Genomic DNA, 24,294 nt, shown 5'->3' on the forward strand with positions numbered 1-24,294 from the left:
TTGTTTAAAAATAAGTTAGTAAACATTATGTTAATAATTTTGATCGCACTAACCATAATCGGTGTACTCACACTAGTTTTGTTTAATCATTTTACTAAAAATGAAGACCCAAATCGAGAGCCGACAATAGATGAAATTATTGCACTTTCAGTCGATGTTAATGAAATTACAACCAATTTAGTAACAAATGATTTTATTCGTGTTACCTTTAAAGTTCAAGTTGATAATAACAAAGCCAAAAGAGAGTTTATTAAGCGGGATTTCCAGGTTAGGAATATTATCATAAGGGAGCTTTCAGGGATGAGATCAAGTGATTTCACCGGTTCTGAGGGTATAGAAAATCTAGAAAATCAAATAAGAAAAAAAATCAATGAATATATGGACGATGGCGAAGTTGTTAATGTGTATACAACAGGCTTTGTTATCCAATAAGAAGCTTAATTAATAAAAATGTAGTTTTTAAAAGGTACGTATAATTTTTGAAAGTTGGAAAGGTGTTTAGCTCCATCGTTTACGAGCTCGGTTACGGTCACTTTAGGCCTTTAAATTTTACTTCTATTTAAAGATCTTCTATTGAAGCCAGTACAAGGTGGCACAAGACCAGATGCCCGTTAACAAGGTGCTTTCGCTTTTCTAAAATAAAAGAGGTGAGGCTCTTGGCTGAAGTTTTATCACAAAGTGAAATTGATGCGCTACTTTCTGCAATTTCAACTGGAGAAATGGATGCAAATGAATTAAAAAAAGAAGAGAGTCAGAAAAAAGTTAAAGTTTATGACTTTAAACGAGCTCTGCGCTTCTCGAAGGATCAGATCCGAAGTCTAACAAGAATACATGAGAATTACGCAAGATTATTAACAACCTATTTTTCAGCACAACTACGAACGTTCGTTCAAATATCGGTTGCATCTGTAGATCAACTACCATATGATGAATTTATTCGTTCGGTTCCTAAAATGACAATTTTAAATGTTTTTGAGCCTTTTCCATTGGATGGTCGGTTTTTAATTGAGGTAAACCCAAATATTGCTTATGCAATGCTTGACCGTCTTTTAGGTGGTAAGGGGGTAGCTGTTAATAAAGTTGACAATTTAACAGAAATTGAAACGAGAATCATGACTCAATTGTTTCAACGAACTCTTGAAAGCTTTCAAGAAGCATGGAGTTCTGTTGTTGAGTTGGAGCCACAAATGCAAGAATTAGAGGTTAACCCACAATTTCTACAAATGGTTTCTCCTAATGAAACTGTTGTAGTAATTTCTTTATCAACTGTAATTGGAGAGGCAAGCGGGATGATTAACATATGTTTACCGCATGTCGTTTTAGAAGAAATCTTGCCTAAGTTATCTGTTCATTACTGGATGCAAACGAAAAAGAAAAGTCGTCTCCCCGAGGAAGTGGAGGGACTTGAGAGAAATGTACGTAATGCACCATTAGTTATGAAAGCAGAATTAGGTAACTCTGAAATTACTGTTCAAGAGTTTTTGCAATTGGATATTGGAGATACAATAGAGTTAAATAGTTTAATAGATGATCAACTAATAATAAAGGTAGAAGATACACCAAAATTTTGGGGACAACCTGGTAAAGTGAAAAATAAACTTGCTGTTCAGGTAACAGAATTATTTGAGGAGGGTGAAAATAATGAGTGACATGCTTTCTCAAGATGAAATTAACGCTTTGTTGAGCGGTCTTAATAGCGACACTGATGATAGCAGTAGTGACGATAATAGTTTAAGCTTAAATATTGAAGACTACCTTAGTAGTATAGAGCAAGATGCTCTAGGTGAAATTGGAAATATATCTTTTGGTAGTGCAGCAACCGCCTTGTCAACTTTACTAAATCAAAAAGTTGACATAACAACACCGAAAGTATCAGTCATTGATAAGTCCGAATTACATGAACAGTTTCCGCAACCGCATGTTGCTGTTCATGTGAAGTATACTGAAGGCTTCGAAGGTATGAATGTGTTAGTGATCAAAACCAAAGATGCCGCCATTATTGCCAATTTAATGTTGGGTGGCGATGGTACAGGAATAAATGAAGAAGAACTAGGTGAAATGGAAATAAGCGCGGTACAAGAAGCGATGAACCAAATGATGGGTTCTGCTTCTACTTCTATGTCAACAATCTTTAACAAAAAGGTTGACATTTCTCCACCAGGGATTGACTTGATGGATGTAAAGGAAGGTCAAGGAACAAGCAATATACCAAACGAGTCTATTTTAGTGAAAATATCTTTTAGTTTAAAAATTGGCACGTTAATTGATTCAAAAATTATGCAAATAGTAACAGTCTCTTTTGCTAAAGATTTGGTTAATGAATTAATGAATCCGAGTGGGATTGAGGAAGAAATCATTCCAGAACCTAGTTATCAAGCTAAGCAGGCGCCTATTGAAATGTATGAGCAAGCAGATAAGGAAGAACATCAATACCATCCTAAACAACCGATAGCAAATTATAATACTCAACAACCGCCAACGTCTAGGCAACCTCAAAGTTTCGGAGGGCCTTCTAATATTGGACAACCAGATCGATCTGCAAATGTACAACCAGTAGCATTTTCAAGTTTTGATACACCAAGCTTAAATGAGGTAGAAGCGAAAAACTTAAACATGCTTCTAGATATTCCCCTACAGGTAACTGTTGAATTAGGGAGAACAAAACGTTCAATTAAAGAGATATTAGAACTCTCTCAAGGATCTATTGTGGAGTTAGACAAGCTTGCGGGTGAGCCTGTTGATATTTTAGTAAATAGTAAGCTTATCGCAAAAGGTGAAGTAGTTGTTATTGATGAGAATTTTGGTGTCAGAGTAACTGACATTATTAGCCAGACAGCTCGTTTGAAAAACTTACAATAAAAATAAATTATTGATACTAGAGGAGGCCATACTGATGGCAAAAATATTAATTGTAGACGATGCAGCATTTATGAGAATGATGATTAAAGATATATTATCAAAAAATGGTTTTGAAATTGCAGGTGAGGCAAATGATGGAGCTCAAGCAATAGAAAAATATAAAGAATTATCCCCGGACCTTGTTACAATGGATATTACGATGCCAGAAATGGATGGTATTACCGCTTTAAAGGAAATTAAAAAAATTGACCCTAACGCTAAAGTTATTATGTGTTCAGCAATGGGACAACAAGCGATGGTTATCGATGCAATTCAAGCAGGTGCTAAAGATTTCATCGTTAAGCCGTTTCAAGCGGACCGCGTACTTGAAGCAATAAAGAAGACGATTGGGTAGGTAATATGGATAAAAAATGGGGACCTCTTTATTATTTTAAATTTTTTGTTTCCTTTGTCTTTGCTATCATACTATTTGCTTCGCTTGAAGTTTCTTTTGTTCAGGCGGAGCAAGAAGATAATAGGTCGGTTTTAGATGGATTTAAAGATGTCCAAGAACAACCACTTTCTGAAGAAACGGCTAAAGAAAATGAACAAATTGGTGCAAAAGAGGAGCCTGTAATTTCTAACGCAGATGATATTTTGCAAGATCAAAGTTTATTTGGAATGTTTTTTCAATTATTTTTAGCATTAGCCGTAATTATATTTATGATCTACGCATTAATAAAGTTTATTGGAAAACGTACACAATCTTATCAAAATCATCGAACGTTGCAAAATATTGGTGGTGTTCCTGTTGGAACAAATCGTTCTATTCAGTTAATTAGAGTAGGTGAAAGAATTTTAGTCGTCGGTATAGGAGAGTCTATACAGCTTCTAAAAGAAATTGATAACGAAACTGAAGTGAAAAAAATTATAGAAGATTATGAAATCAAAGAAAATCCAGAACAGTTATCTTCTGTTTTTCAACTAATTCAAACCAAGTTAAAAAGGGAAAATGTGAATAATAATCATTCAAAAATACAGTTTAAAAGTTTACTAGAACGTCAGTTAAATGATGTGAAAAATGCTCAGAAGCAGGTACACACCACAATTAAGGAGAAAGAACATCTATGATATCACTTGGCTTTATTCCTGCTTTAGATATTTTTAGTGAAGATACGCAAAACTTAGCTGCTACGATTCAATTATTGTTACTGTTAACAGTATTGACTCTTGCTCCGAGTATTTTAATCTTAATGACCTGTTTTACGAGGATTATTATCGTATTATCTTTTGTACGTTCTGGACTTGCTACACAACAAATGCCACCGAATCAAGTGTTAGTTGCTTTAGCATTATTTATAACTTTCTTTGTCATGGCCCCAGTTTTTTCTGAGGTCAATGAAACGGCATTACAGCCTCTTTTTAACGATGAATTAACCCAAGAGGAAGCCTTTGAACAAGCTGCTACACCTTTTAAGTATTTTATGGCTGAACATACAAGGGAAAAGGATTTGGCATTATTTATGGGCTATGCTGGTATAGACCGCCCAAATTCGATTGAAGAAATCCCACTAACCGCCTTAGTTCCTGCCTTTGCTATTAGTGAACTAAAAACGGCCTTTCAAATCGGTTTTATGATATTTATACCGTTTCTAGTTATAGATATGGTTGTTGCAAGTATTCTGATGTCTATGGGGATGATGATGCTACCACCTGTAATGATTGCTTTACCGTTTAAAATCTTACTTTTTGTTATGATTGATGGTTGGTATTTGGTAGTGAGATCTCTTCTATTAAGCTTTTAAAAGGGTGATTTTGATTGAATCAAGAATTTGTCATTTCGATTGCTGAAAAAGGGGTATTTACAGTACTAGTGATCGCTGGTCCACTCCTCGCTATTGCGTTAGGTGTTGGACTAATGGTAAGCATATTTCAAGCGACTACGCAAATTCAAGAACAAACATTAGCTTTTATACCGAAAATTGTTGCTGTATTAGTTGGTCTAATTATGTTCGGATCTTGGATGTTATCAAATATGTTAAATTTTGCACAGCAAATTTTTAGTAACTTGCATAGGTTTGTTGGATAATGCTTGAAATATTAGATTTTTTTCCTGCATTTTTACTTATTCTTTCACGAGTAACTGCCTTTTTTGTAACGTTACCTTTATTTTCTTACCGAACTATACCCGCAATGTATAAAGTTGGACTGGGATTATTTCTATCTTGGCTAATGTTTTTTTCAATTGATCCACCAGTTATTGAGATTGATTCCCTCTTTTTTATGTTAATAATGAAAGAGGTAATTGTCGGTTTAACTGTCGGATTAGTTGCGATGGTGATGATGTATGGTATACAAGTTGCAGGCGGGTTTATTGATATTAAAATGGGGTTTATGATGGCAAACGTAGTGGATCCCCAAACCGGGGCTCAAAGCCCATTAATGGGGGGCTATTTGTATACGTTAGCCTTACTTTTTTTATTAGCTATTGATGGACACCACTTGTTATTAGATGGAGTTTATTACAGTTATCAATTTATACCACTCGAGCAATTAGTTATTCATTTTGGAAATGAAAACATTTTAATGTTTGTTGTTAAAACGTTTAATACAATGTTTATTATTGCCTTTCAAATGGCAATGCCCGTTGTAGGTTGTTTGTTTTTAGTCGATGTTGCATTAGGTATGATTGCAAGGACTGTACCCCAAGTAAATGTCTTTGTAATAGGTTTTCCGTTGAAAATTCTTGTTGGTTTTATTATTCTTGTTCTTGTCATGCCTGCCTTTTTTGTCGTTACTAAGTATTTAGTTGAGCAAATGATTATTACAATGCGTACTTTGATGCAATTATATGGGGGATTATAGAATGCCTTTATTACCTATTAATTTGCAATTTTTTTCTCAAGAAAAAACAGAAAAAGCTACCCCAAAAAAGCGGCAAGAAACAAGAAAAAAAGGACAAGTTGCTAAAAGTACTGATATAAATACAGCTATAATTTTATTGTTAGTTTTTATTATTTTGTGGCTAATAGGTGAGTATGTCGGAAAAAGAATTTTTATATTTACTCAATATATGTTCCAAGAATATTTGTTATATTCACTATCAAGTGAAAATGTAGAAAGTTTATTTCTTGAATTAACAACACAGGCGGTTATGATTGTTGCACCGATTATGCTAATAGCAATGTTAGCAGGAATACTTAGTAATTATCTACAGGTCGGTTTTCTTTTTGCACCTGAAGCAATAAAGATGAAACTTAGTAAGTTAAACCCAATACAAGGATTTAAAAGGATTTATTCGATTAGAGCGATAGTAGAATTATTAAAGTCTCTTTTAAAAATATGTCTAGTTGGATTAGTTACATTTACAATACTGTGGTATAGTATTGATCAAATTTTATTTTTATCGTTAATTCCTATTGCGGACTCGTTAGTTTTTGTTGGGAGTTTAACCGTTACAATGGGTGTTGCGGTTTCAATTTTGTTAATATTTTTAGCGGTTTTAGATTATATGTACCAACGTTATGATCATGAAAAGAACATTAAAATGTCAAAGCAAGATATTAAAGATGAATACAAAAAAACAGAGGGAGACCCTCTAATTAAATCAAAAATAAAAGAAAAACAACGGCAAATGGCGATGAAGCGGATGATGCAAGAAGTACCAAAAGCCGATGTCGTTATTACAAATCCTACTCATTATGCGATCGCTCTGAAATATGACGGCGATAAAATGGATGCACCAGTTGTAGTTGCAAAAGGGGTTGATTTTTTAGCCCAAAAAATAAAAGCAATCGCGAAACATCATGAGATTATTACAGTCGAAAATAGACCACTAGCTAGAGCCTTATACGATCAAGCTGATATTGGCGATCAAGTGCCAGAAGATTTATTTAAGGCAGTTGCAGAGGTTTTAGCATATGTATACCGTATAAAAAACAAAGTTTAATAGTTTATCTGAATAGATCTTAATATTTTAGTAATTTTTGAAGATAAGAAGGAGAGAAACCAATGTCAGTAAGAGATTTAAGTGTATTACTTGGAGTAATTTTAATCGTAGTTATGCTAATTATTCCATTGCCACCTGGCATGTTGGATTTTTTAATTATAATAAATATTTCTCTTGCCTTACTTATCATTTTGGTTGCAATGAACACGAAGGAACCACTCCAATTTTCAATTTTCCCGACCCTTTTATTACTTGTAACATTATTTCGTTTAGGACTAAATGTATCTACTACTCGTTCGATTTTAGGAAAAGGTGAAGCAGGTAATGTTATCGACACGTTTGGTTCTTTCGTTGTTGGTGGAAATGCTTTAGTTGGGTTTGTTGTTTTTTTAATATTAATTATTATTCAGTTCGTTGTAATAACCAAAGGGGCAGAGCGTGTTTCTGAAGTAGGTGCTCGATTTACATTAGATGCTATGCCAGGAAAGCAGATGAGTATTGATGCTGATTTAAACGCTGGGATGATTTCAGATACAGAAGCTAAAGAGCGTCGTTTAAAGATCGAGAGAGAAGCTGACTTTTACGGTGCGATGGATGGTGCGAGTAAATTCGTTAAAGGGGATGCAATAGCTGGAATTGTTATTGTCATTATTAATATTATTTTTGGTCTTATTATTGGTATGATGCAACAGGGTTTAGATCTAACTACCTCAGCCTCAAAGTATACCCTTTTAACTGTTGGTGATGGCCTGGTGAGTCAAATTCCAGCCCTTTTGATTTCCACTGCTACCGGAATAGTTGTTACTCGTGCAGCTTCTGAAGGTAATTTAGGAGATGACATATCAAGACAATTACTTGCTTATCCAAAGATGTTATATATAGCAGGTGGAACTATAGCTTTACTAGGTTTCTTTACTCCTATAAACCTGGGATTAACTATTCCAGTTGCTGCTCTATTAATTATAGGTGGTTACTTTCTAGTGAAATCTAATGATAAGAGGCTGGAGCAAATTGACGAAGTTGCTAGTAGCGAGGATCCTCAAGAAGATATGAAATCTCCAGAAAGTGTTGTAAATCTTCTACAAGTTGATCCAATAGAATTTGAATTTGGGTATGGTCTTATTCCTCTAGCAGATGCTAATCAGGGTGGGGATTTATTAGATCGAGTAGTTATGATAAGGAGACAATTAGCATTAGAATTAGGTTTAATTGTTCCTGTTATTCGAATACGAGACAATATTCAATTACAACCAAATGAATATTGCATTAAAATAAAAGGTAATGAAGTAGCTAAAGGTGAATTATTATTAGATCATTTTATGGCAATGAGTCCTGGGGTTGACGATGAGAGCATCATTGGAATTGATACAATTGAACCAGCTTTTGGTATGCCTGCTCTATGGATTGGTGAGGATATGAAGGAACAAGCGGAGTTATCTGGATATACAGTTGTTGATCCACCTTCAGTAGTGTCGACTCATTTAACAGAAGTTATCAAACGTCATGCCCATGAACTAATTGGGCGTCAGGAAACAAAGCAGTTAGTTGATCACTTAAAAGAGGCCTATCCAACGTTAGTAGATGATGTTACACCTAACCCTCTCTCAGTTGGAGAAGTACAGAAAGTTTTAGCTAATTTGTTAAAAGAAAAAGTATCGATTCGTAACTTACCAACGATCTTTGAAACTTTAGCTGACTACGGACAGATGACAAAGGATACCGATTTAATAACAGAATATGTAAGACAAGCTCTATCAAGGCAAATTACAAAGCAATATACGAATGTTAATGATCCACTTTATGTTATTACTGTCAGTGGGTCAGTAGAGAAAATGGTTGCTGAAGGTGTTCAACAAACAGAACATGGAAATTTCCTAGCTTTGGATCCTAACGATTCTCAATCCGTGGTTGATGCCATTATATATGAAGTTGAACGAATGAGTGAAATGGGACAGATGCCAATTTTATTATGCTCTCCAGCTGTTAGAATGTATATTAGACATTTAGTTGAGAGATATTTACCTCATGTTCCTGTTTTATCTTATAATGAATTAGAGCCAACCATTGAGGTTCAAAGTGTAGGGGTGGTGAACGGATAATGAAGGTAAAAAAGTTTGTTGCTAATTCAATGGCAGAGGCAATGAAGAAAATCCGTCTTGAATTAGGTAGCGATGCAGTTATTTTAAACTCAAAAGAAATTGAAACAGGTGGTTTTTTCGGTTTTTTTACGAAGAAAAATATTGAAGTTATTGCTGCAGTTGATACTGCACCTCAAGTGGGAAAGACTTTACCTAAGAGAAATACACGGTCGCATAATACTAGTCCAAAAAATCTAATTAAGTCAAAAAATAACGAAAAGAAACACGAGAGTTTACACTCGCCTTCTCATAAAGAAGAGTCATTAGCAAACGAAGTAAAAGAATTAAAAAATATTGTGAATGGAATATCTAGTTCTATTGTTACTCATTTTGATGATTATCCTGAACCGATAAGAAATATCAATCAGCTATTAATTGATCAAGATGTTGTCCCTAACCTTCGGATTGAAGTGATGAAAAAATTATTAAAAAAATGGTATGTATTAGACCAGGACAACTATTCGAAGGATGAAGTAATAAATTGGACTAAAGAAATATTAACGGAAACTGTAGAGTGGAAAGAGATGGGCGGATTTACATTTAATAAAAAGTATTTAAATTTAGTAGGTCCTACTGGTGTTGGAAAAACAACCACAATTGCTAAAATTGCTGCCTATTGTGTATTAAAACATCATAAGCGTGTTGCATTTATTACAACTGATACCTTTCGTATTGCAGCCATTGAGCAACTAAAAACATATGCTAAGATATTAAATGTCCCAATTGAAGTAGCGTATACTGTAGAAGATTTTAAAAATGCAAAAGAAAAATTATCTGATTATGACGTAGTTTTGGTTGATTCTGCAGGGAGAAATTATTTGAATGAACTGTATATTAATGAATTAAAAAAAGTGATAGATTTTGACGAAGAAATGGAAAATTACCTAGTGCTATCCTTAACTTCTAAGTATCGTGACATGGTCACAATCTTCGAACAATTTTCGAAAATAAATATTAACAAAATTGTTTTTACTAAAAAAGATGAAACATTTTCAAGAGGAGCTATGATTAATTTAATCCATGAAAATAATGTAGGCGTATCCTATATTACAAATGGTCAAAGTGTTCCAGATGATATTGTCGAAGCTTCAGCTAAAGAAATAGTAAATAGTATACTCGAGGTTGATGACTATGAATGATCAAGCAAATAATTTACGTCGAATGCTGCATATGGCTAGTGACGGAAAGAGGGGTACAAAAGTAATAGCAGTTGTTAGTGGTAAAGGTGGAGTTGGAAAATCTAACTTTAGCTTAAACTTTGCCCTCCAATTAAAAAATGCTGGAAAAAAAGTTATTTTATTTGATTTAGATATCGGTATGGCCAATGCTGATATTTTGATGGGGGTTTCTAGCAAATATACATTCGTTGATATGATAGAACATGAGCTATCCATCTGGGATATAATAGAAGAAGGGCCAAATAACCTTTCATTTATTGCAGGTGGAACTGGGCTTTCTTCTATGTTTCAATTAAACCCAAGAAAGCTATCTAGATTTCTGCAACAGTTAGAATTAATTAATGGAGAGTTCGATTATATTATCTTTGATATGGGAGCAGGTGCTACAAAAGATAGATTTAACTTTATTTTATCAGCTACTGAAGTCATTGTCGTTACCACACCTGAGCCTACTTCAGTTACAGATGCTTATGCGATGTTGAAGTATATACAATTAAAAGATCAAAATATTCCTGTTTCGGTTTTAGTGAATCGAGCAGAATCTAATTCAGAAGGTAAAAAGACATTTGAAAATTTAAAGGTTGTATCAGGACAATTTTTGCAGAAGGATATTTCTTTATTGGGGATTATTCCTAATGACCCAATTGTTCTTAAAGCTGTAAAGGCTCAAGTTCCTTTTTCACTTTATTCACCTGATAGTAAGCCTAGTAAAGCAATAATTAAAATTGCGAATGACTATATAGGAGAAAATACATTTGAAGAAAAGAAAGAACCGTTTCAAATGTTTCTAAATAAATTTAAAAAATATTTTTTAGATAAATCAGGGGGTGAATAACTTGATTCGAGCACTCATTGTAGATGACTCCGCATTCATGAGAAAAATGTTAACGGACATGTTAGAAGAGGACAACCGAATCAATGTTATTGCAACAGCACGTAATGGAGCAGATGCTATCGAAAAAGTTCGCATACACGATCCGGATGTGGTGACCCTTGATGTCGAAATGCCAGTGATGAATGGGTTAGAGGCTTTACAACAGATCATGAAGTCAACACCCAAACCAGTGATCATGGTAAGTAGTACGACAAAAGAAGGTGCTGAAAATTCAGTGCTTGCTATGTCTTATGGAGCAATCGATTTTATAGCAAAGCCATCAGGTGCAATATCCCTTGATCTACATAAAGTGCAAAATGAGCTTATTGAAAAAATACACTTAGCTGCAAGTGTAAAATTATCTAAAGTATTATCAACAACTAAAGAAAAGAAAAAAGATTTAATAGTAAGAAAAGATCATTTAGTTAATAACTCCTCTAAAAGGTTGCTAGATAAGAAAATAGTTGCAATAGGTACATCAACTGGTGGGCCAAAGGCATTACAAAAAGTTTTAGCAAATTTGCCTGCCGATATTAATGCACCTATTTTAATTGTCCAGCATATGCCAGTTGGTTTCACAAAATCCCTCGCTGAACGTCTAAATCGGTTGTCGAAAATTACCGTAAAAGAGGCAGAAGATGGTGAAGTTGTCAAAAAAGGTATTGCCTATATTGCACCTGGAGGATACCATTTAAAAGTAAGATGTATTGGTCCAACACTAGCGATTAAACTAGATCAATCTCCACCTGAAAATGGACATCGACCATCAGTTGATACGATGTTAAATTCTATAGCAGAAATTAAAGATTATTCGACTGTAATGGTCATAATGACCGGCATGGGTTCCGATGGGACAAAAGGACTATTAAAGTTAAAAGAAAGTACAAATGTTGTTGCAATAGCAGAAGCTGAAGAATCAGCTATTGTCTATGGAATGCCGAGGTCTGTAATAAAAACAAATAAAATAGACGAAATTGTACATCTAGATGAAATTGCACAAACCATACAAAAATACTGTAGGTAGAGGAGGCATATCTCATGGAAAGAAATCAATATTTAGATATGTTTATTGATGAAAGTAAAGAACATTTACAAGCCATGAATGACAACTTATTAAAACTCGAAAATGACCCTAAAAATGTGAACATTGTTAATGAAATTTTTCGTTCTGCCCATACGTTAAAAGGAATGGCAGCTACGATGGGCTATGAGGATCTAGCTAGCTTAACTCATATTATGGAGAACGTTCTAGATGGTGTTAGAAATAATAAAATCATAGTGACAAGTGATATTTTAGATGTTGTTTTTGAAGCTGTTGACGATCTAGAAGATATGGTTTTATCTATTGCAAATGGTGGCGATGGAAAACGTGATGTTACTAAAGTAGTAGCCCTATTAGAAAAGATTGAAAAGGGAAAGGATTTTGATAGTGAAATTGCTTTGAAAGAAACAGCTTCAACTAAAGAACTAACAATGGAGAAGTCTATTGTAACGGAGTCATATGACGACTTCGAGCTTACTGTTATCTCCCAGGCAATCGAGCAAAACTTTAGTGCAAATCAAGTAAATATATCGTTAAGAGAAGATTGTATTTTAAAAGCAGCTCGTGTATTCATGGTCTTTGAAGTGTTAGAGCAAATCGGAGAAATTATTAAATCGACACCTACTGTCGAAGCACTTGAAGAAGAGAATTTTGAACGTGATTTTACAGTCACTCTTATTACAAAAGTATCTGAAAATGAAGTGAAAAATCGTATTTTAAAGGTCTCTGAAGTCGAGGCTGTTGATGTGTTAAAAGTTGATTTAAGTACGTACTCTAATGAAGCATCTAATAATCTTATTTCTGTAGATACTGATAACAATTCAATAAATGAAGAGACAGTTCTCTCAGTAGAGGAGGACGATCAAGCACCAACTAAAGCACAGAAATCAAACAATTCTCCAAGTAAAACGATACGTGTAAATATTGAAAGACTTGATATATTAATGAATTTATTTGAAGAACTTGTCATTGATCGTGGTAGGTTAGAACAAATAGCACGTGATCTTAAAAGTGGCGAGTTAACAGAAACTGTTGAGCATATGTCAAGAATTTCTGGTGACTTACAAAATATTATACTAAATATGAGAATGGTACCTGTTGAACAGGTATTTAACCGTTTCCCGAGAATGGTTCGTGGTTTAGCAAAAGATTTAAAGAAGAAAGTGAATTTGGAAATTATCGGTGCTGACACAGAACTCGATCGTACTGTTATTGATGAAATTGGTGACCCGCTCGTTCACTTGTTAAGAAATTCAATTGATCATGGAATAGAAACCCCTGAAAAACGATTAAGTGTTGGCAAAAGTGAAGAGGGTAACATTACTTTAAAAGCGTATCATAGTGGTAACCATGTTTTTATAGAGGTAGCTGATAATGGTGCTGGTATTAATAGAGAAAAAGTTTTAAAGAAAGCAATAGCAAGCGGAGTAGTTTCTAAAGAAAATGAAAAGAATTTAACCGATAAACAAGTGTATGAACTGCTTTTCTCTTCAGGTTTAAGTACAGCTGATCAAATTACAGGTGTATCTGGACGAGGTGTCGGGTTAGATGTTGTTAAAAGTAAAATTGAGTCTTTAGGTGGAAATGTTTCTGTTGATTCGAGTTTAGGAGAAGGAACGACTTTTTCTATCCAACTACCATTAACACTTTCTATTATTTCAGTCATGTTGGTTGAAGTCCAAAATGAAAAATACGCAATTCCATTATCTTCAATTATTGAAACAGCGATAGTAAAAGAAGAGGATATACTGAGGGCTCATAATCAAAAAGTAATTGACTTTAGAGGAAGCGTTGTTCCGTTAATAAATTTAACAGACTTTTTTGATGTTCCAATCACACGTGAAGAAGACTCGTACCATTCTGTTGTAATTGTTCGTAAAGGTGAAAAAATGGCAGGGTTAGTAGTCGATTCATTTATTGGACAACAAGAAATTGTTCTTAAATCATTAGGAAACTATTTAACAAATGTTTTTGCTATATCAGGTGCTACAATTTTGGGGGATGGTCAGGTTGCCTTAATTGTTGATTGTAATGCAATAATTAAATAACATGACTATGTTGTTTATGTTAAATGGAAACGAAGGAGGTTTAACAAATGAATGAAGAGAACTTAGTGAATGAAATAAAAGTTATTGTTTTTCAACTAAAGGATGAAGAATATGGTGTTGAGGTTAGTCAAGTACGCTCGATTGAAAGAATTCAACATATTACAAGAGTTCCTAGAACACCAGACTTTGTAAAAGGGGTAATAAACCTAAGAGGTGTAGTTACTCCTATTATCAATCTAAGAAATAGATTTGATCTTGAAGAGATTGAAACAACAGATAGTACGAGAATTATTATTGTAGCTGTCGGAGAAATGGAAGTTGGGTTGATTGTCGATGCTGCAAATGATGTTGTGGACATTTCAACTAACATTGTAGAACCACCACCAGAAGTAGTCGGAGGTATTGAAGCTGATTACCTACGAGGAGTAGCCAAATTGGACAAGCGCCTTCTTATTTTATTGAATTTAGATAAAGTTCTAAATCCTAAAGAAATTAAAGACCTAAAATTGGTTGAGGCTACTACGTAATGGATTTAGTTAATAGAATTAAAGATTATCATCTAGATATATTAAAGGAAGTTGGAAATATCGGTGCTGGCCATGCGGCTACAGCTTTATCAAACCTTCTAAATAAGACGATCGACATGAAGGTTCCTGCTGTTCGACTTGTGTCATTTAATGAGATAACTGAATTAGTTGGTGGTTCAGAAAACGTAGTTGCTGCTATTTATTTGAGAATTGAAGGGGAAGTACCAGGAAATATGTTTTTTATGCTTCCGGTCAATGAAGCAAATACGTTAATTCAACAATTAATTGGAGATGAAAATTTCAACTTAAATCATCCGCCATATCCCGAATTAGGTTTATCTGCTTTACAAGAAGTAGGAAATATTTTAGCAGGCTCGTATTTATCTGCACTTTCTGATTTTACAAAGCTTACTTTACAGCCTTCAGTTCCAGCATTAAGCGTAGATATGGCAATAGCTATATTAAGCTACGGTTTGTTAGAACTGTCCCAAGTAGGCGATTATGCCATTGTAATAGAAACGGAAATTTTGGAAATTGTTGATGAAAGCTCACATAAAACAAAAGGTCACTTCTTTTTATTGCCAGACCCTGATTCATACGAAAAAATCTTTCATGCTTTAGGGGTACCAATTGATGAATGAAGTTATTAAAGTTGGAATGGCTGATCTAAATGTAGCTAAATCACCTCAAAAAATTCGTACTTCAGGGCTTGGGTCGTGTGTGGGAGTTGTTATTTATGATGAGGTAACAAAAATTTGTGGAATGGCGCATATTATGCTCCCTGCTTCATCAATCGGAAAAGCCGTATCTATGAATAAAGCAAAATATGCAGATACAGCTTTGGATGTATTAGTAGAAAAATTAGTAAAGCAAGGTGCAAAGCCTATACGTTTCCGTGCAAAGCTCGCAGGGGGATCACAAATGTTTAAGTTTACAACATCAAGTGAAATGATGAGAATAGGTCCACGAAATGTAGATGCTGTTAGAGAAAAGCTAAAGGAGTTAAGAATTAATATTATTGCAGAAGATGTTGGTGGATCTAGTGGAAGAACTATTGAATTTGATCCAGAGACTAGCAAACTATCAATTCGGACTGTAAGTCAAGGAGTTTCAGAAATATAATGTTTATCGGATCATGGGTAATTAATATTATCTTTAGTGTTATTGCGTTTTTATTTGTATTTATAGGATCAGTGACCTCAAATACGACGATAACTTCTTTTGTTCGAGCTACCTATGCCTTTCTCTTCTTTTTTTTTGTAACTTATTTCTTTCGATGGATATGGTTAATTGCTTCAAAAGGAATAAAGTTTGAGTATGAAGAAAAAAATCAAATAGAAGGTAGCCACATAGGAAAAGATACAATTATCGAAGGCTATACCGAAGAAGAGATAAAAAAAGTAAGCCGACATGTCAAAGATCTTATAAATGATTAAGGAGGATGAAAATGCCTCAAACCAAACAAAGAGATGAGTACATTTGGAAAAAATGGTTGGAAGAACGTGATACTGAAGCTTGTGATGAACTTATTCGTATATATATGCCCCTTGTAGATTATCACGTTCAAAGAATTTCAGTAGGCCTTCCCAAAAATGTGAATAAAGAAGACCTCAAAAGTCATGCTCTGATGGGTTTATATGATGCACTAGAAAAATTTGATTACACACGTGAACTGAAATTTGATACATATGCTTCTTTTCGCATCCGCGGTTCAATTATTGACGGACTTAGACAAGAAGACTGGTTACCCCGCTCTTTGAGGGAACGTACAAAAAAAGTAGATATAACGATTGAAAAATTGGAGCAAAAATATGGCCGTTATGTAACTGCTAAGGAAGTAGCTGAAACTTTGGAGATTTCAGAGGAAGAAGTTTTACAAGTTATGAATGAAAGTTTCGTTGCTAATTTATTATCAATTGACGAAAAAACAAATGATACAGAGCGTGAAGAAACGTATAAAAATACCCTAATAGATAAGAGCAGATTAACACCAGAGGAGCAAATACTGAGAAAAAATATGCATGAAGAACTTGTTGCAATTATTGAAAATTTAAATGAAAATGAGCAACTCGTTATTAGTTTATTTTATTTTGAAGAACTAACATTAACAGAAATTGGACATATTTTAGGTCTGTCAACATCTAGAATTTCTCAAATTCATTCAAAAGCTCTTTTTCGATTAAAACAAGTCTTCAAGCAAGAAATCACATATTAAATAAACATTAATGTGCTTGTTCATTTTACTTTTATGGTTAGGTCTTGATAAAGGAGAATAGATCTAAATGCTAGATGAGTATTTTGAAATTCAGTTGGATAATGATAAATTAAAAGCTACTCTACTACAAAAAGTACGTATTAACGAAAAAAGCGTAATAACAGAGACTGATATCTTAGGTTTTATTATGGAACATGGTATTGTATTTGGTATAAAAAAAGAATTGCTTACAAAAATTGTAGCTAATGAAATAACTTGCCCAGTAGTCATAGCAGAGGGGCTAAGTCCGATTAATGGAAAAGATGCTATTTTAAAGCCTGTTTTACCAAATAATAATGAAATAAAGTCAGTAGAAGATTTACATAATGTTGATTTAAAACAGGTCATAAATATTCCTTCGGTTACTCATGGACAATTAATTGGTAAAAAAATAACAGCTACAAGTGGAACGGCAGGTATGAACGTATTTGGAGAGGAACTACTCCCAAAGCCAGGCAAGGATTTCAGGTTACGTGTAGGAAAAAATACTCGTATCGATGATGAAGGTTTACGGTTATTTTCAATGATCGATGGACAAATGTCGATTGAAAATAAGGTTATTCACGTTTACCCTGTATTTGAAGTAAATGGAGACCTAGATTTAAAGATAGGTAATATATCATTTATAGGTAGTGTCACCATAAGAGGGAATGTGCCTGCAGGATTTGAGATTAAGTCAAAAGGAGATATTAAAATTCATGGCACAGTCGAGAATGCAATCCTTATATCAGAAGGGTCTATTTTTGTATCAACCGGAATTGTTGGGCAGGGTAAAGGTTTAATTAAAGCAAAAGGTGATCTTCATACGTCTTTTATTAATCAAGGAATAGTTGAGGTAGAGGGTGACGTTCATGTTACACAGTCTATTTTGCATAGTAAAATAACGGCTAATGGTAGCATATTCTGTCAAAAAGGGAAAGGGAATATTGTGGGGGGCGATATTTCTGCCGGTAAGCGGATTATGGCTAAAGAAGTTGGGAATGCCCATAATACACGTACAACCCTCTATTTGGGTGTACAACAAGAAATTATGGAAAAAGAAAAGGTTTATACTAATAATCTAAAGAAAGCTGAAGATGATTTAAATAAGCTCACTATACTATTGGAGAAGTTAACAGAGAAAGAAATAAAATCATCTCTTTCTACAACTGAAAAAATAACAAAATTACGAGTGCGTAATACAATTAATTCTACAACTGAACTAGTGTTAGAAGCAAAAGAGAAACTTGAGGAACTTGAAGACCTATTTTCAAGCGAAGAAGAGTCTTTCGTGATTGTTGAACAACAAATTTATCCTAATGTTGATTTGCATTTTGGTAAATATCGAAGAAAAATAATCACTGTTTTTAAATCTGTAAAAGTACATATTAATAATGGGGAGATTGTGGTGACACATGTTTAACCTATTTTCTTCTCTATACGATTAGTATGATAACACTATATGTTAGTTAAGGTTTTTTTACAAGGAATGTATAAAGTTTTTGAAGTTGGAGGCCCTCTTGCCTCCAGTGCCTTGCGCTATTCTAATGCGCACTGCATACCGAAAAAGAAACGGAGGTAATTTTCATGAGTTTAAGAGCTGTTGAAATGCAGGTGTCTATTCCTAGGTCACAAAACGTTGGGAAAATCCAAGATCAACTTCAGCAAAGAGCTCAAGTAGCCCAAGATCATATCTCTATGGAACAAAATAAAGAGGACGAAAAAAAACGAAAACAAGTGTATGAAACAACAGAGTGTGACCCAAAGCGTATACATAATGACGAAGAAAGTGGTAATAAATCTATGTATGTGGAAAATGGACAAAAACAAAAAAATGATAATCAAGACCTCGAGTTTGCAAAACATCCATTTAAAGGGAATTTTGTAGACTTGTCTTGTTAATTATTATTTTTACAACTTTACACTGTTTACTATATGTTAAGTTCGTTTATTGGAATAAAGGAAATTATGCTAGAAAAGCTGTTTAATTTTATGCTTATGTACAGGGGGAATTGTCCGAAATGGTCAATTCCTTTGATTTTACACGATATGGAAGCATAAAATTTTGAAGCTAGAAAGCTGTCTAGCGCAAGCAGCCTACGAGTTCGGTCATTTAAGACAAGCAACGGACTTCGAATACTGCTTGAGTCCTTCGTCGATTAACTTCATGCAGCTTTACTAGTGCGGTTACTCGTCGCACAAGACAGGAAGTATTCAGAGCTACGCTAGTAAACGCAGAAACACAATTGCTTTAATTAGGATAAGGAAGGTGCTTACGTATTACTATATTAACAGTAAAGGGGGGAACAAAATGGCATATTTACTAGCAGTTAGTTTCTTATTACACTTCGTTTCCTTTTATCTTATAATTGTTTTAATACAAAAGACAAATTCAAAAAAAGGCTTGACTGAAACAAACGAACTAGAGACGATAAAACGAGAAATAGAAGATTTATTAATATCTTATACAACAGAAATGAAGGAAGAAAATGAAAAATTGCTTAGCGATATTGAGCGCAAAAGAAAAACAAAGGGAGTTAGTGAACTGACAATAAAGTCAAATTATGACAAAGATGGTTTACATGTGAATTTTAATAAGAAAAATTCAGCACCACTTATTCAGAAAAATGTGTTGCAAAAAGTTATAGAAAAAGATGATGCATTTACTCCACCATTAGTTAGCGTTAATGAAGATAGCTTAGAACAATCGAATACAGCAAAGGTACTGTCGTACGCGAAACAAGGCTATACATCAAAGGAAATTGCTAAAAAATTAAATATGGGTGATGGTGAGGTAGAGTTATTATTAAAATTTCATAAATAAAATTGTCTAGTGACTTGATATAAAAAAGTGATTATGGTATAGTAAATCTCGGTGTTAATCACACACGTTCGTTAATTTAAGTAAAGGTGCTACAGTGTAGTCTTACTTAAAGAGGATGCGAACGGAGGAAAAATAAAACCAAAAAGGAGGTGTGAAGAATGGGCGTAATCTCTATGAAACAATTACTAGAAGCAGGAGTTCACTTCGGTCACCAAACTCGTCGTTGGAACCCTAAAATGGATCGCTACATCTTCACCGAAAGAAACGGAATTTATATTATTGATCTTCAAAAGACGGTCAAAAAAGTTGAGGAAGCTTACTACTTCGTAAGAGACTTGGCTGCACAAGGTGGTAAAGTACTATTTGTTGGTACAAAAAAACAAGCACAAGACTCAGTAAAAGAAGAAGCAGAACGTTGTGGAATGTACTTTATCAACCAACGTTGGTTAGGTGGTACACTAACAAACTTCGAAACAATCCAAAAGCGTATTTCTCGTTTAAAGCAATTAGAGCAAATGCAAGAAGATGGTACTTTCGAAGTTCTTCCTAAAAAAGAAGTAATCATTCTTAAAAAGGAAATGGAACGTCTTGAAAAATTCCTTGGTGGAATTAAAGATATGAAAGGTATTCCTGATGCTTTATTCATTATTGATCCACGCAAAGAGCGTATTGCTATTGCGGAAGCTCGTAAATTGAACATTCCGATTGTTGCAATCGTTGATACAAACTGTGATCCTGATGAAATTGATTACGTAATTCCTGGTAATGATGATGCAATCCGTGCGGTAAAATTACTTACTGCAAAAATTGCAGATGCTATTATTGAAGCTAACCAAGGCGAAGAAACATCTGCTTAATTTCATTTTGCTCTAAAAAGGGTGGTAAAGGGTCTTACCCTTTATCACCTTTTTTACTTTAATTACTTAAAAAAATCTAGTTAAAAATGTAAAAAATGTTAATACTAAGTAGATGGGAAACTTAGTTAGCAAGTTTTTATGTACATAATTTAAGGAGGAAAAAAAATGGCAATTACTGCAAGTATGGTTAAAGAACTGCGCGAAAGAACAGGTGCAGGTATGATGGATTGTAAAAAAGCATTAACAGAAACTGAAGGGGATATGGAAAAAGCAATTGACCTTCTTCGTGAGAAGGGTATTGCAAAGGCTGCGAAAAAAGCAGACCGAATTGCAGCTGAAGGTTTAACTTTTGTTGAAGTTCAAGGGAATAAAGCTGTGATTGTTGAAGTTAACTCTGAAACAGACTTTGTTGCGAAAAATGAAAACTTTAAAGCGCTAGTTGCTAATGTAGCAAAAAGTATTCTTTCTAATTCACCAGCAACAGTAGAGGAAGCTTTAGGACAAACGTATGAAGAAACAACTTTACAAGAGTACATTAATACACAAATTGCAAAAATTGGTGAAAAGCTTTCATTACGTCGATTTGAAATCGTAGAAAAAACTGATAATGATGCATTTGGTGCATATTTACACATGGGTGGAAGAATTGGTGTATTATCAGTTCTTGAAGGTAAAAATGATGAAGAGTTAGCTAAAGACGTAGCAATGCATGTAGCTGCAATTAATCCACTTTACGTTTCACGTGACCAGGTTTCTGAAGAAGAAGTTGCTCGTGAACGTGAAGTTTTAACTCAACAAGCATTAAACGAAGGTAAACCTGAAAATATCGTTGCTAAAATGGTAGAAGGACGTTTAAGTAAATATTTTGAAGATATTTGTTTATTAGATCAACCATTTGTTAAAGATGGAGATCAAAAGGTTGGTAAGTATGTTGCGAATAAAGGTGCTACGGTTAAATCATTTGTTCGTTATGAAGTAGGCGAAGGTATGGAGAAACGTGAAGAAAACTTTGCTGAAGAAGTAATGAATCAAGTTAAAAAGTAAGCTATTTAAGGGGCACTAGGTGTCCCTTTTTCCAAATAGCCTATTGATAATTTTTTATTATCTGTTAAATTTAGGTAATTAAATTCCTCCCTCACCTAAAATTACAGGAGCTGTAAGTTTTGGTGAGGGACAAATTGCCTTAAAAGGCAGAATAAATAAAAATAACAATTAGTTGGGCTTTAAGTTCCCAAACTATTGTTATTAAGCTTTATATAACGCGCTGGAGGTTAACATGGAAAAACCTAAATATAAAAGAATCGTACTAAAGTTAAGCGGTGAAGCCCTAGCTGGGGAACAAGGATATGGAATTGATCCAACAGTTATTCAATCAATCGCTCAACAAATTAAAGAAATTGTTTCATTAGATGTTGAAGTTGCCATTATTGTTGGTGGTGGAAATATTTGGCGTGGAATGGCTGGGAGTGCAAAAGGAATGGATCGGGCAACTGCAGATTACATGGGGATGCTTGCTACAGTAATGAATTCCTTAGCGTTACAGGATAGTTTAGAGAATATAGACGTTCCTACAAGAGTTCAAACGTCAATTGAAATGAGACAGGTTGCTGAACCTTACATAAGAAGAAAGGCGATTCGTCACCTAGAAAAAAATCGTGTTGTTATTTTTGCAGGAGGAACAGGAAACCCGTATTTCTCAACTGATACTACTGCTGCACTAAGAGCTGCTGAAATCGAAGCAGAAGTTATTTTAATGGCAAAAAATAAAGTTGATGGTGTATATAGTGCTGATCCGTCAATTGATGCAAATGCTAAAAAATATGATACATTAACATATTTAGATGTACTAAAAGAAGGTTTAGCGGTAATGGACTCTACGGCATCATCTTTATGTATGGATAATGACATCCCACTTATTGTGTTTTCGATTATGGAAGAAGGTAATATTAAACGCGCCGTTCTAGGTGAAAATATTGGTACAATTGTTAGGGGGAATTAAAAATGAGTAAAGAAGTTTTAAAGCTTTCTGAAGAAAAAATGAATAAGGCAATTGAAGCTCTACGTCGTGAACTTTCTACATTACGTGCAGGCCGTGCTAACCCATCAATTTTGGATAAAATTCATGTGGATTATTACGGTGCACCTACACCATTAAACCAATTAGCTTCAATTACTGTACCAGAAGCCAGATTATTATTAATACAGCCTTACGACAAATCTGCATTAGCAGATGTGGAGAGAGCTATCCAAAAATCTGACCTTGGGTTAAGTCCGTCTAACGATGGTTCAGTTATCCGTATTACAATTCCACCATTAACTGAAGAAAGACGCCGTGAATTAGTTAAATTAGTAAAAAAATCTGCAGAAGATGCAAAAGTTGCAATTCGAAATGTTCGTCGCGATGCAAATGACGATTTAAAGAAACTTCAGAAAGATGGAGAGCTTACAGAAGACGAGTTACGCCGTAGTACTGAAGATGTTCAAAAGTTAACTGATAAAGAAATTGTAAAAATTGATGAAGTTGCAGCTAATAAAGAAAAAGAAATCATGGAAGTGTAATCTTTTTCAATGTAAAATAGAATAATGAATAGACCCTCTATTATAATAAGGGGGTTTTTTTTACACCTATATGAAAATAAACTTGGCTTGAACAAAAATTTATATGAAGTGATTATATTTTCTATCGTTTCGATCAAAAATGGTAATTAAATCTGTATATACTCTTGTTTTTATTCATTCAATTTGTGAAAAGCTGCTTCATCCTAGACCTTAAGTGGTAACTACCCTGCACATATTTTTTATTTATTCAATTTGGGAGTTCTTTTGTCACTTATTACTTAGGTCAATTTTTTTCAAGCTTAGGTTACAATTAACATTGTGATATAGCTGCTTATCATATACAATTGTTAAGGTGTTTGATTTTGTAATATTTATGTTTTTCTAGCACGTTAGGAAGTATAAAAATTTAGCAAGGATGACTTACGACGTGAATTACGTATTCTATTGGGGGACAAGAACATGCTTGAAAAGTTCTCATACTGGAAGGTAAAATCAAAAAAAGAGAATAATACTGATAATAACAATTTAGAAAATATACCTAAACACGTAGCGGTAATAATGGACGGCAACGGTCGGTGGGCTAAAAAAAGAGGGCTACCTCGTATTGCTGGACACCGAGAAGGTATGAATGTAATTAATAAAATTGTCAAAAAAGCAAATCAATTAGGAATAGAAGTGTTAACTCTATATGCTTTTTCTACTGAAAATTGGAAACGCCCAAAAAATGAAGTTGATTTTTTAATGAGGTTACCTGAACGTTATTTAAGTGTAGAGTTACCAAAACTTATCGAAGAAAATGTACAGATCCGTTTTATGGGTTGTACGAATAATCTTCCTAATCATACAATTCAAGCAATTGAAAAAGCAGTTGAACAAACAAAATGCAATACTGGATTAATCTTGAATTTTGCGCTGAATTATGGGAGTCGGGATGAAATCGTTTCTGCTATTCAAAATATAGCCAAAGAAGCTGTAAGTGGCAACCTAGATCCAAACTCTATAAACCATGAGCTTGTTTCAAAATATTTAATGACAGAAGAACTGAGAGATCCTGACTTATTAATACGAACGAGTGGAGAGATTCGTCTTAGTAATTTTATGTTATGGCAACTTGCCTATACTGAGTTTTGGTTTACCGATGTATTGTGGCCAGATTTTTCAGAAGAACACTTTTTAGAAGCACTTCATGTGTATCAACAACGAATTCGGCGTTTTGGGGGTATTTAG

Annotated in this window: 27 protein-coding genes; all 27 read left to right on the top strand. The window is 34.1% G+C overall.

Features of this window, described 5'->3' with window-relative positions:
• Positions 1-432: a flagellar basal body-associated protein FliL gene (gene fliL / locus BKP45_RS19970; protein ID WP_071390917.1), complete on the top strand. Its 432-nt coding sequence runs from the start codon at positions 1-3 to the stop codon at positions 430-432.
• A 224-nt stretch (positions 433-656) separates the two neighbouring features.
• A complete protein-coding gene (fliM, locus tag BKP45_RS19975) occupies positions 657-1,649 on the top strand; it encodes a flagellar motor switch protein FliM (protein ID WP_071390918.1) in 993 nt (330 codons plus the stop codon).
• Complete coding sequence (gene fliY / locus BKP45_RS19980; protein ID WP_071390919.1) at positions 1,642-2,859, top strand: flagellar motor switch phosphatase FliY; 1,218 nt, start codon at positions 1,642-1,644, stop codon at positions 2,857-2,859. Before fliM ends, fliY begins: the two co-directional genes overlap by 8 nt.
• Positions 2,860-2,890: 31 nt before the next feature.
• Positions 2,891-3,253 (top strand): response regulator, encoded by a 363-nt coding sequence (locus BKP45_RS19985; RefSeq protein WP_139193122.1) that lies wholly within the window; start codon positions 2,891-2,893, stop codon positions 3,251-3,253.
• 5 nt (positions 3,254-3,258) lie between these two features.
• On the top strand, positions 3,259-3,969 hold the full coding sequence (locus BKP45_RS19990) for a flagellar biosynthetic protein FliO (protein ID WP_071390920.1): 711 nt from the start codon (positions 3,259-3,261) through the stop codon (positions 3,967-3,969).
• Positions 3,966-4,643, top strand: coding sequence for a flagellar type III secretion system pore protein FliP (gene fliP, locus BKP45_RS19995; protein WP_071309752.1), 678 nt, complete (start codon positions 3,966-3,968; stop codon positions 4,641-4,643). Before BKP45_RS19990 ends, fliP begins: the two co-directional genes overlap by 4 nt.
• Before the next feature lie 14 nt (positions 4,644-4,657).
• On the top strand, positions 4,658-4,927 hold the full coding sequence (gene fliQ, locus BKP45_RS20000; protein ID WP_071309751.1) for a flagellar biosynthesis protein FliQ: 270 nt from the start codon (positions 4,658-4,660) through the stop codon (positions 4,925-4,927).
• Entirely contained in the window at positions 4,927-5,703 is a 777-nt protein-coding gene (gene fliR, locus BKP45_RS20005) for a flagellar biosynthetic protein FliR (RefSeq protein ID WP_071390921.1), read from the top strand. Before fliQ ends, fliR begins: the two co-directional genes overlap by 1 nt.
• Before the next feature lies 1 nt (position 5,704).
• Positions 5,705-6,787, top strand: coding sequence for a flagellar biosynthesis protein FlhB (gene flhB, locus BKP45_RS20010; RefSeq protein ID WP_071390922.1), 1,083 nt, complete (start codon positions 5,705-5,707; stop codon positions 6,785-6,787).
• A gap of 62 nt (positions 6,788-6,849) precedes the next feature.
• Positions 6,850-8,886 carry a flagellar biosynthesis protein FlhA gene (gene flhA / locus BKP45_RS20015; protein ID WP_071390923.1) on the top strand — a complete coding sequence of 679 codons (2,037 nt, stop codon included), beginning with the start codon at positions 6,850-6,852 and terminating at the stop codon, positions 8,884-8,886.
• Positions 8,886-10,064, top strand: coding sequence for a flagellar biosynthesis protein FlhF (flhF, locus tag BKP45_RS20020; RefSeq protein WP_071390924.1), 1,179 nt, complete (start codon positions 8,886-8,888; stop codon positions 10,062-10,064). Before flhA ends, flhF begins: the two co-directional genes overlap by 1 nt.
• On the top strand, positions 10,057-10,938 hold the full coding sequence (locus tag BKP45_RS20025; RefSeq protein ID WP_071390925.1) for a MinD/ParA family protein: 882 nt from the start codon (positions 10,057-10,059) through the stop codon (positions 10,936-10,938). The genes flhF and BKP45_RS20025 overlap by 8 nt, the downstream gene beginning before the upstream one ends.
• 37 nt (positions 10,939-10,975) lie before the next feature.
• Positions 10,976-12,001 (top strand): protein-glutamate methylesterase/protein-glutamine glutaminase, encoded by a 1,026-nt coding sequence (locus tag BKP45_RS20030; RefSeq protein ID WP_071391047.1) that lies wholly within the window; start codon positions 10,976-10,978, stop codon positions 11,999-12,001.
• Between the two features lie 14 nt (positions 12,002-12,015).
• Complete coding sequence (locus BKP45_RS20035) at positions 12,016-14,067, top strand: chemotaxis protein CheA (RefSeq protein ID WP_071390926.1); 2,052 nt, start codon at positions 12,016-12,018, stop codon at positions 14,065-14,067.
• Between the two features lie 47 nt (positions 14,068-14,114).
• Positions 14,115-14,594 (top strand): chemotaxis protein CheW, encoded by a 480-nt coding sequence (locus tag BKP45_RS20040; RefSeq protein ID WP_071390927.1) that lies wholly within the window; start codon positions 14,115-14,117, stop codon positions 14,592-14,594.
• Positions 14,594-15,235: a chemotaxis protein CheC gene (locus tag BKP45_RS20045; RefSeq protein WP_071390928.1), complete on the top strand. Its 642-nt coding sequence runs from the start codon at positions 14,594-14,596 to the stop codon at positions 15,233-15,235. The genes BKP45_RS20040 and BKP45_RS20045 overlap by 1 nt, the downstream gene beginning before the upstream one ends.
• Positions 15,228-15,716: a chemotaxis protein CheD gene (locus tag BKP45_RS20050; RefSeq protein WP_071390929.1), complete on the top strand. Its 489-nt coding sequence runs from the start codon at positions 15,228-15,230 to the stop codon at positions 15,714-15,716. Before BKP45_RS20045 ends, BKP45_RS20050 begins: the two co-directional genes overlap by 8 nt.
• The gene (locus tag BKP45_RS20055; protein ID WP_071390930.1) at positions 15,716-16,030 is read left to right on the top strand and encodes a hypothetical protein; all 315 of its coding nucleotides are present in this window, start codon (positions 15,716-15,718) and stop codon (positions 16,028-16,030) included. The genes BKP45_RS20050 and BKP45_RS20055 overlap by 1 nt, the downstream gene beginning before the upstream one ends.
• A gap of 11 nt (positions 16,031-16,041) precedes the next feature.
• Positions 16,042-16,809: a FliA/WhiG family RNA polymerase sigma factor gene (locus tag BKP45_RS20060; RefSeq protein ID WP_071390931.1), complete on the top strand. Its 768-nt coding sequence runs from the start codon at positions 16,042-16,044 to the stop codon at positions 16,807-16,809.
• Between the two features lie 67 nt (positions 16,810-16,876).
• Positions 16,877-18,250: a DUF342 domain-containing protein gene (locus BKP45_RS20065; protein WP_071390932.1), complete on the top strand. Its 1,374-nt coding sequence runs from the start codon at positions 16,877-16,879 to the stop codon at positions 18,248-18,250.
• 164 nt (positions 18,251-18,414) lie between these two features.
• Positions 18,415-18,729, top strand: coding sequence for a hypothetical protein (locus tag BKP45_RS20070; RefSeq protein WP_071390933.1), 315 nt, complete (start codon positions 18,415-18,417; stop codon positions 18,727-18,729).
• Between the two features lie 409 nt (positions 18,730-19,138).
• Positions 19,139-19,651 (top strand): DUF6115 domain-containing protein, encoded by a 513-nt coding sequence (locus BKP45_RS20075; protein WP_071390934.1) that lies wholly within the window; start codon positions 19,139-19,141, stop codon positions 19,649-19,651.
• Positions 19,652-19,809: 158 nt separating this feature from the next.
• Complete coding sequence (rpsB, locus tag BKP45_RS20080) at positions 19,810-20,508, top strand: 30S ribosomal protein S2 (RefSeq protein WP_071309736.1); 699 nt, start codon at positions 19,810-19,812, stop codon at positions 20,506-20,508.
• 165 nt (positions 20,509-20,673) lie between these two features.
• The gene (gene tsf, locus BKP45_RS20085; RefSeq protein WP_071390935.1) at positions 20,674-21,552 is read left to right on the top strand and encodes a translation elongation factor Ts; all 879 of its coding nucleotides are present in this window, start codon (positions 20,674-20,676) and stop codon (positions 21,550-21,552) included.
• Positions 21,553-21,784: 232 nt separating this feature from the next.
• Positions 21,785-22,507, top strand: coding sequence for a UMP kinase (gene pyrH / locus BKP45_RS20090; protein ID WP_071309734.1), 723 nt, complete (start codon positions 21,785-21,787; stop codon positions 22,505-22,507).
• 2 nt (positions 22,508-22,509) lie between these two features.
• Entirely contained in the window at positions 22,510-23,067 is a 558-nt protein-coding gene (frr, locus tag BKP45_RS20095) for a ribosome recycling factor (protein ID WP_071390936.1), read from the top strand.
• Between the two features lie 459 nt (positions 23,068-23,526).
• The gene (locus BKP45_RS20100) at positions 23,527-24,294 is read left to right on the top strand and encodes an isoprenyl transferase (protein WP_071390937.1); all 768 of its coding nucleotides are present in this window, start codon (positions 23,527-23,529) and stop codon (positions 24,292-24,294) included.

It is taken from the genome of Anaerobacillus alkalidiazotrophicus (genome assembly GCF_001866055.1).

Coding starts and splice junctions, on each gene's coding strand:
- fliY (WP_071390919.1), top strand. CDS start 1,642: ATGAGTGACATGCTTTCTCAAGATGAAATTAACGCTTTGTTGAGCGGT.
- BKP45_RS19990 (WP_071390920.1), top strand. CDS start 3,259: ATGGATAAAAAATGGGGACCTCTTTATTATTTTAAATTTTTTGTTTCC.
- fliP (WP_071309752.1), top strand. CDS start 3,966: ATGATATCACTTGGCTTTATTCCTGCTTTAGATATTTTTAGTGAAGAT.
- fliR (WP_071390921.1), top strand. CDS start 4,927: ATGCTTGAAATATTAGATTTTTTTCCTGCATTTTTACTTATTCTTTCA.
- flhB (WP_071390922.1), top strand. CDS start 5,705: ATGCCTTTATTACCTATTAATTTGCAATTTTTTTCTCAAGAAAAAACA.
- flhA (WP_071390923.1), top strand. CDS start 6,850: ATGTCAGTAAGAGATTTAAGTGTATTACTTGGAGTAATTTTAATCGTA.
- flhF (WP_071390924.1), top strand. CDS start 8,886: ATGAAGGTAAAAAAGTTTGTTGCTAATTCAATGGCAGAGGCAATGAAG.
- BKP45_RS20025 (WP_071390925.1), top strand. CDS start 10,057: ATGAATGATCAAGCAAATAATTTACGTCGAATGCTGCATATGGCTAGT.
- BKP45_RS20030 (WP_071391047.1), top strand. CDS start 10,976: ATGAGAAAAATGTTAACGGACATGTTAGAAGAGGACAACCGAATCAAT.
- BKP45_RS20035 (WP_071390926.1), top strand. CDS start 12,016: ATGGAAAGAAATCAATATTTAGATATGTTTATTGATGAAAGTAAAGAA.
- BKP45_RS20040 (WP_071390927.1), top strand. CDS start 14,115: ATGAATGAAGAGAACTTAGTGAATGAAATAAAAGTTATTGTTTTTCAA.
- BKP45_RS20045 (WP_071390928.1), top strand. CDS start 14,594: ATGGATTTAGTTAATAGAATTAAAGATTATCATCTAGATATATTAAAG.
- BKP45_RS20050 (WP_071390929.1), top strand. CDS start 15,228: ATGAATGAAGTTATTAAAGTTGGAATGGCTGATCTAAATGTAGCTAAA.
- BKP45_RS20055 (WP_071390930.1), top strand. CDS start 15,716: ATGTTTATCGGATCATGGGTAATTAATATTATCTTTAGTGTTATTGCG.
- BKP45_RS20060 (WP_071390931.1), top strand. CDS start 16,042: ATGCCTCAAACCAAACAAAGAGATGAGTACATTTGGAAAAAATGGTTG.
- BKP45_RS20065 (WP_071390932.1), top strand. CDS start 16,877: ATGCTAGATGAGTATTTTGAAATTCAGTTGGATAATGATAAATTAAAA.
- BKP45_RS20070 (WP_071390933.1), top strand. CDS start 18,415: ATGAGTTTAAGAGCTGTTGAAATGCAGGTGTCTATTCCTAGGTCACAA.
- BKP45_RS20075 (WP_071390934.1), top strand. CDS start 19,139: ATGGCATATTTACTAGCAGTTAGTTTCTTATTACACTTCGTTTCCTTT.
- rpsB (WP_071309736.1), top strand. CDS start 19,810: ATGGGCGTAATCTCTATGAAACAATTACTAGAAGCAGGAGTTCACTTC.
- tsf (WP_071390935.1), top strand. CDS start 20,674: ATGGCAATTACTGCAAGTATGGTTAAAGAACTGCGCGAAAGAACAGGT.
- pyrH (WP_071309734.1), top strand. CDS start 21,785: ATGGAAAAACCTAAATATAAAAGAATCGTACTAAAGTTAAGCGGTGAA.
- frr (WP_071390936.1), top strand. CDS start 22,510: ATGAGTAAAGAAGTTTTAAAGCTTTCTGAAGAAAAAATGAATAAGGCA.
- BKP45_RS20100 (WP_071390937.1), top strand. CDS start 23,527: ATGCTTGAAAAGTTCTCATACTGGAAGGTAAAATCAAAAAAAGAGAAT.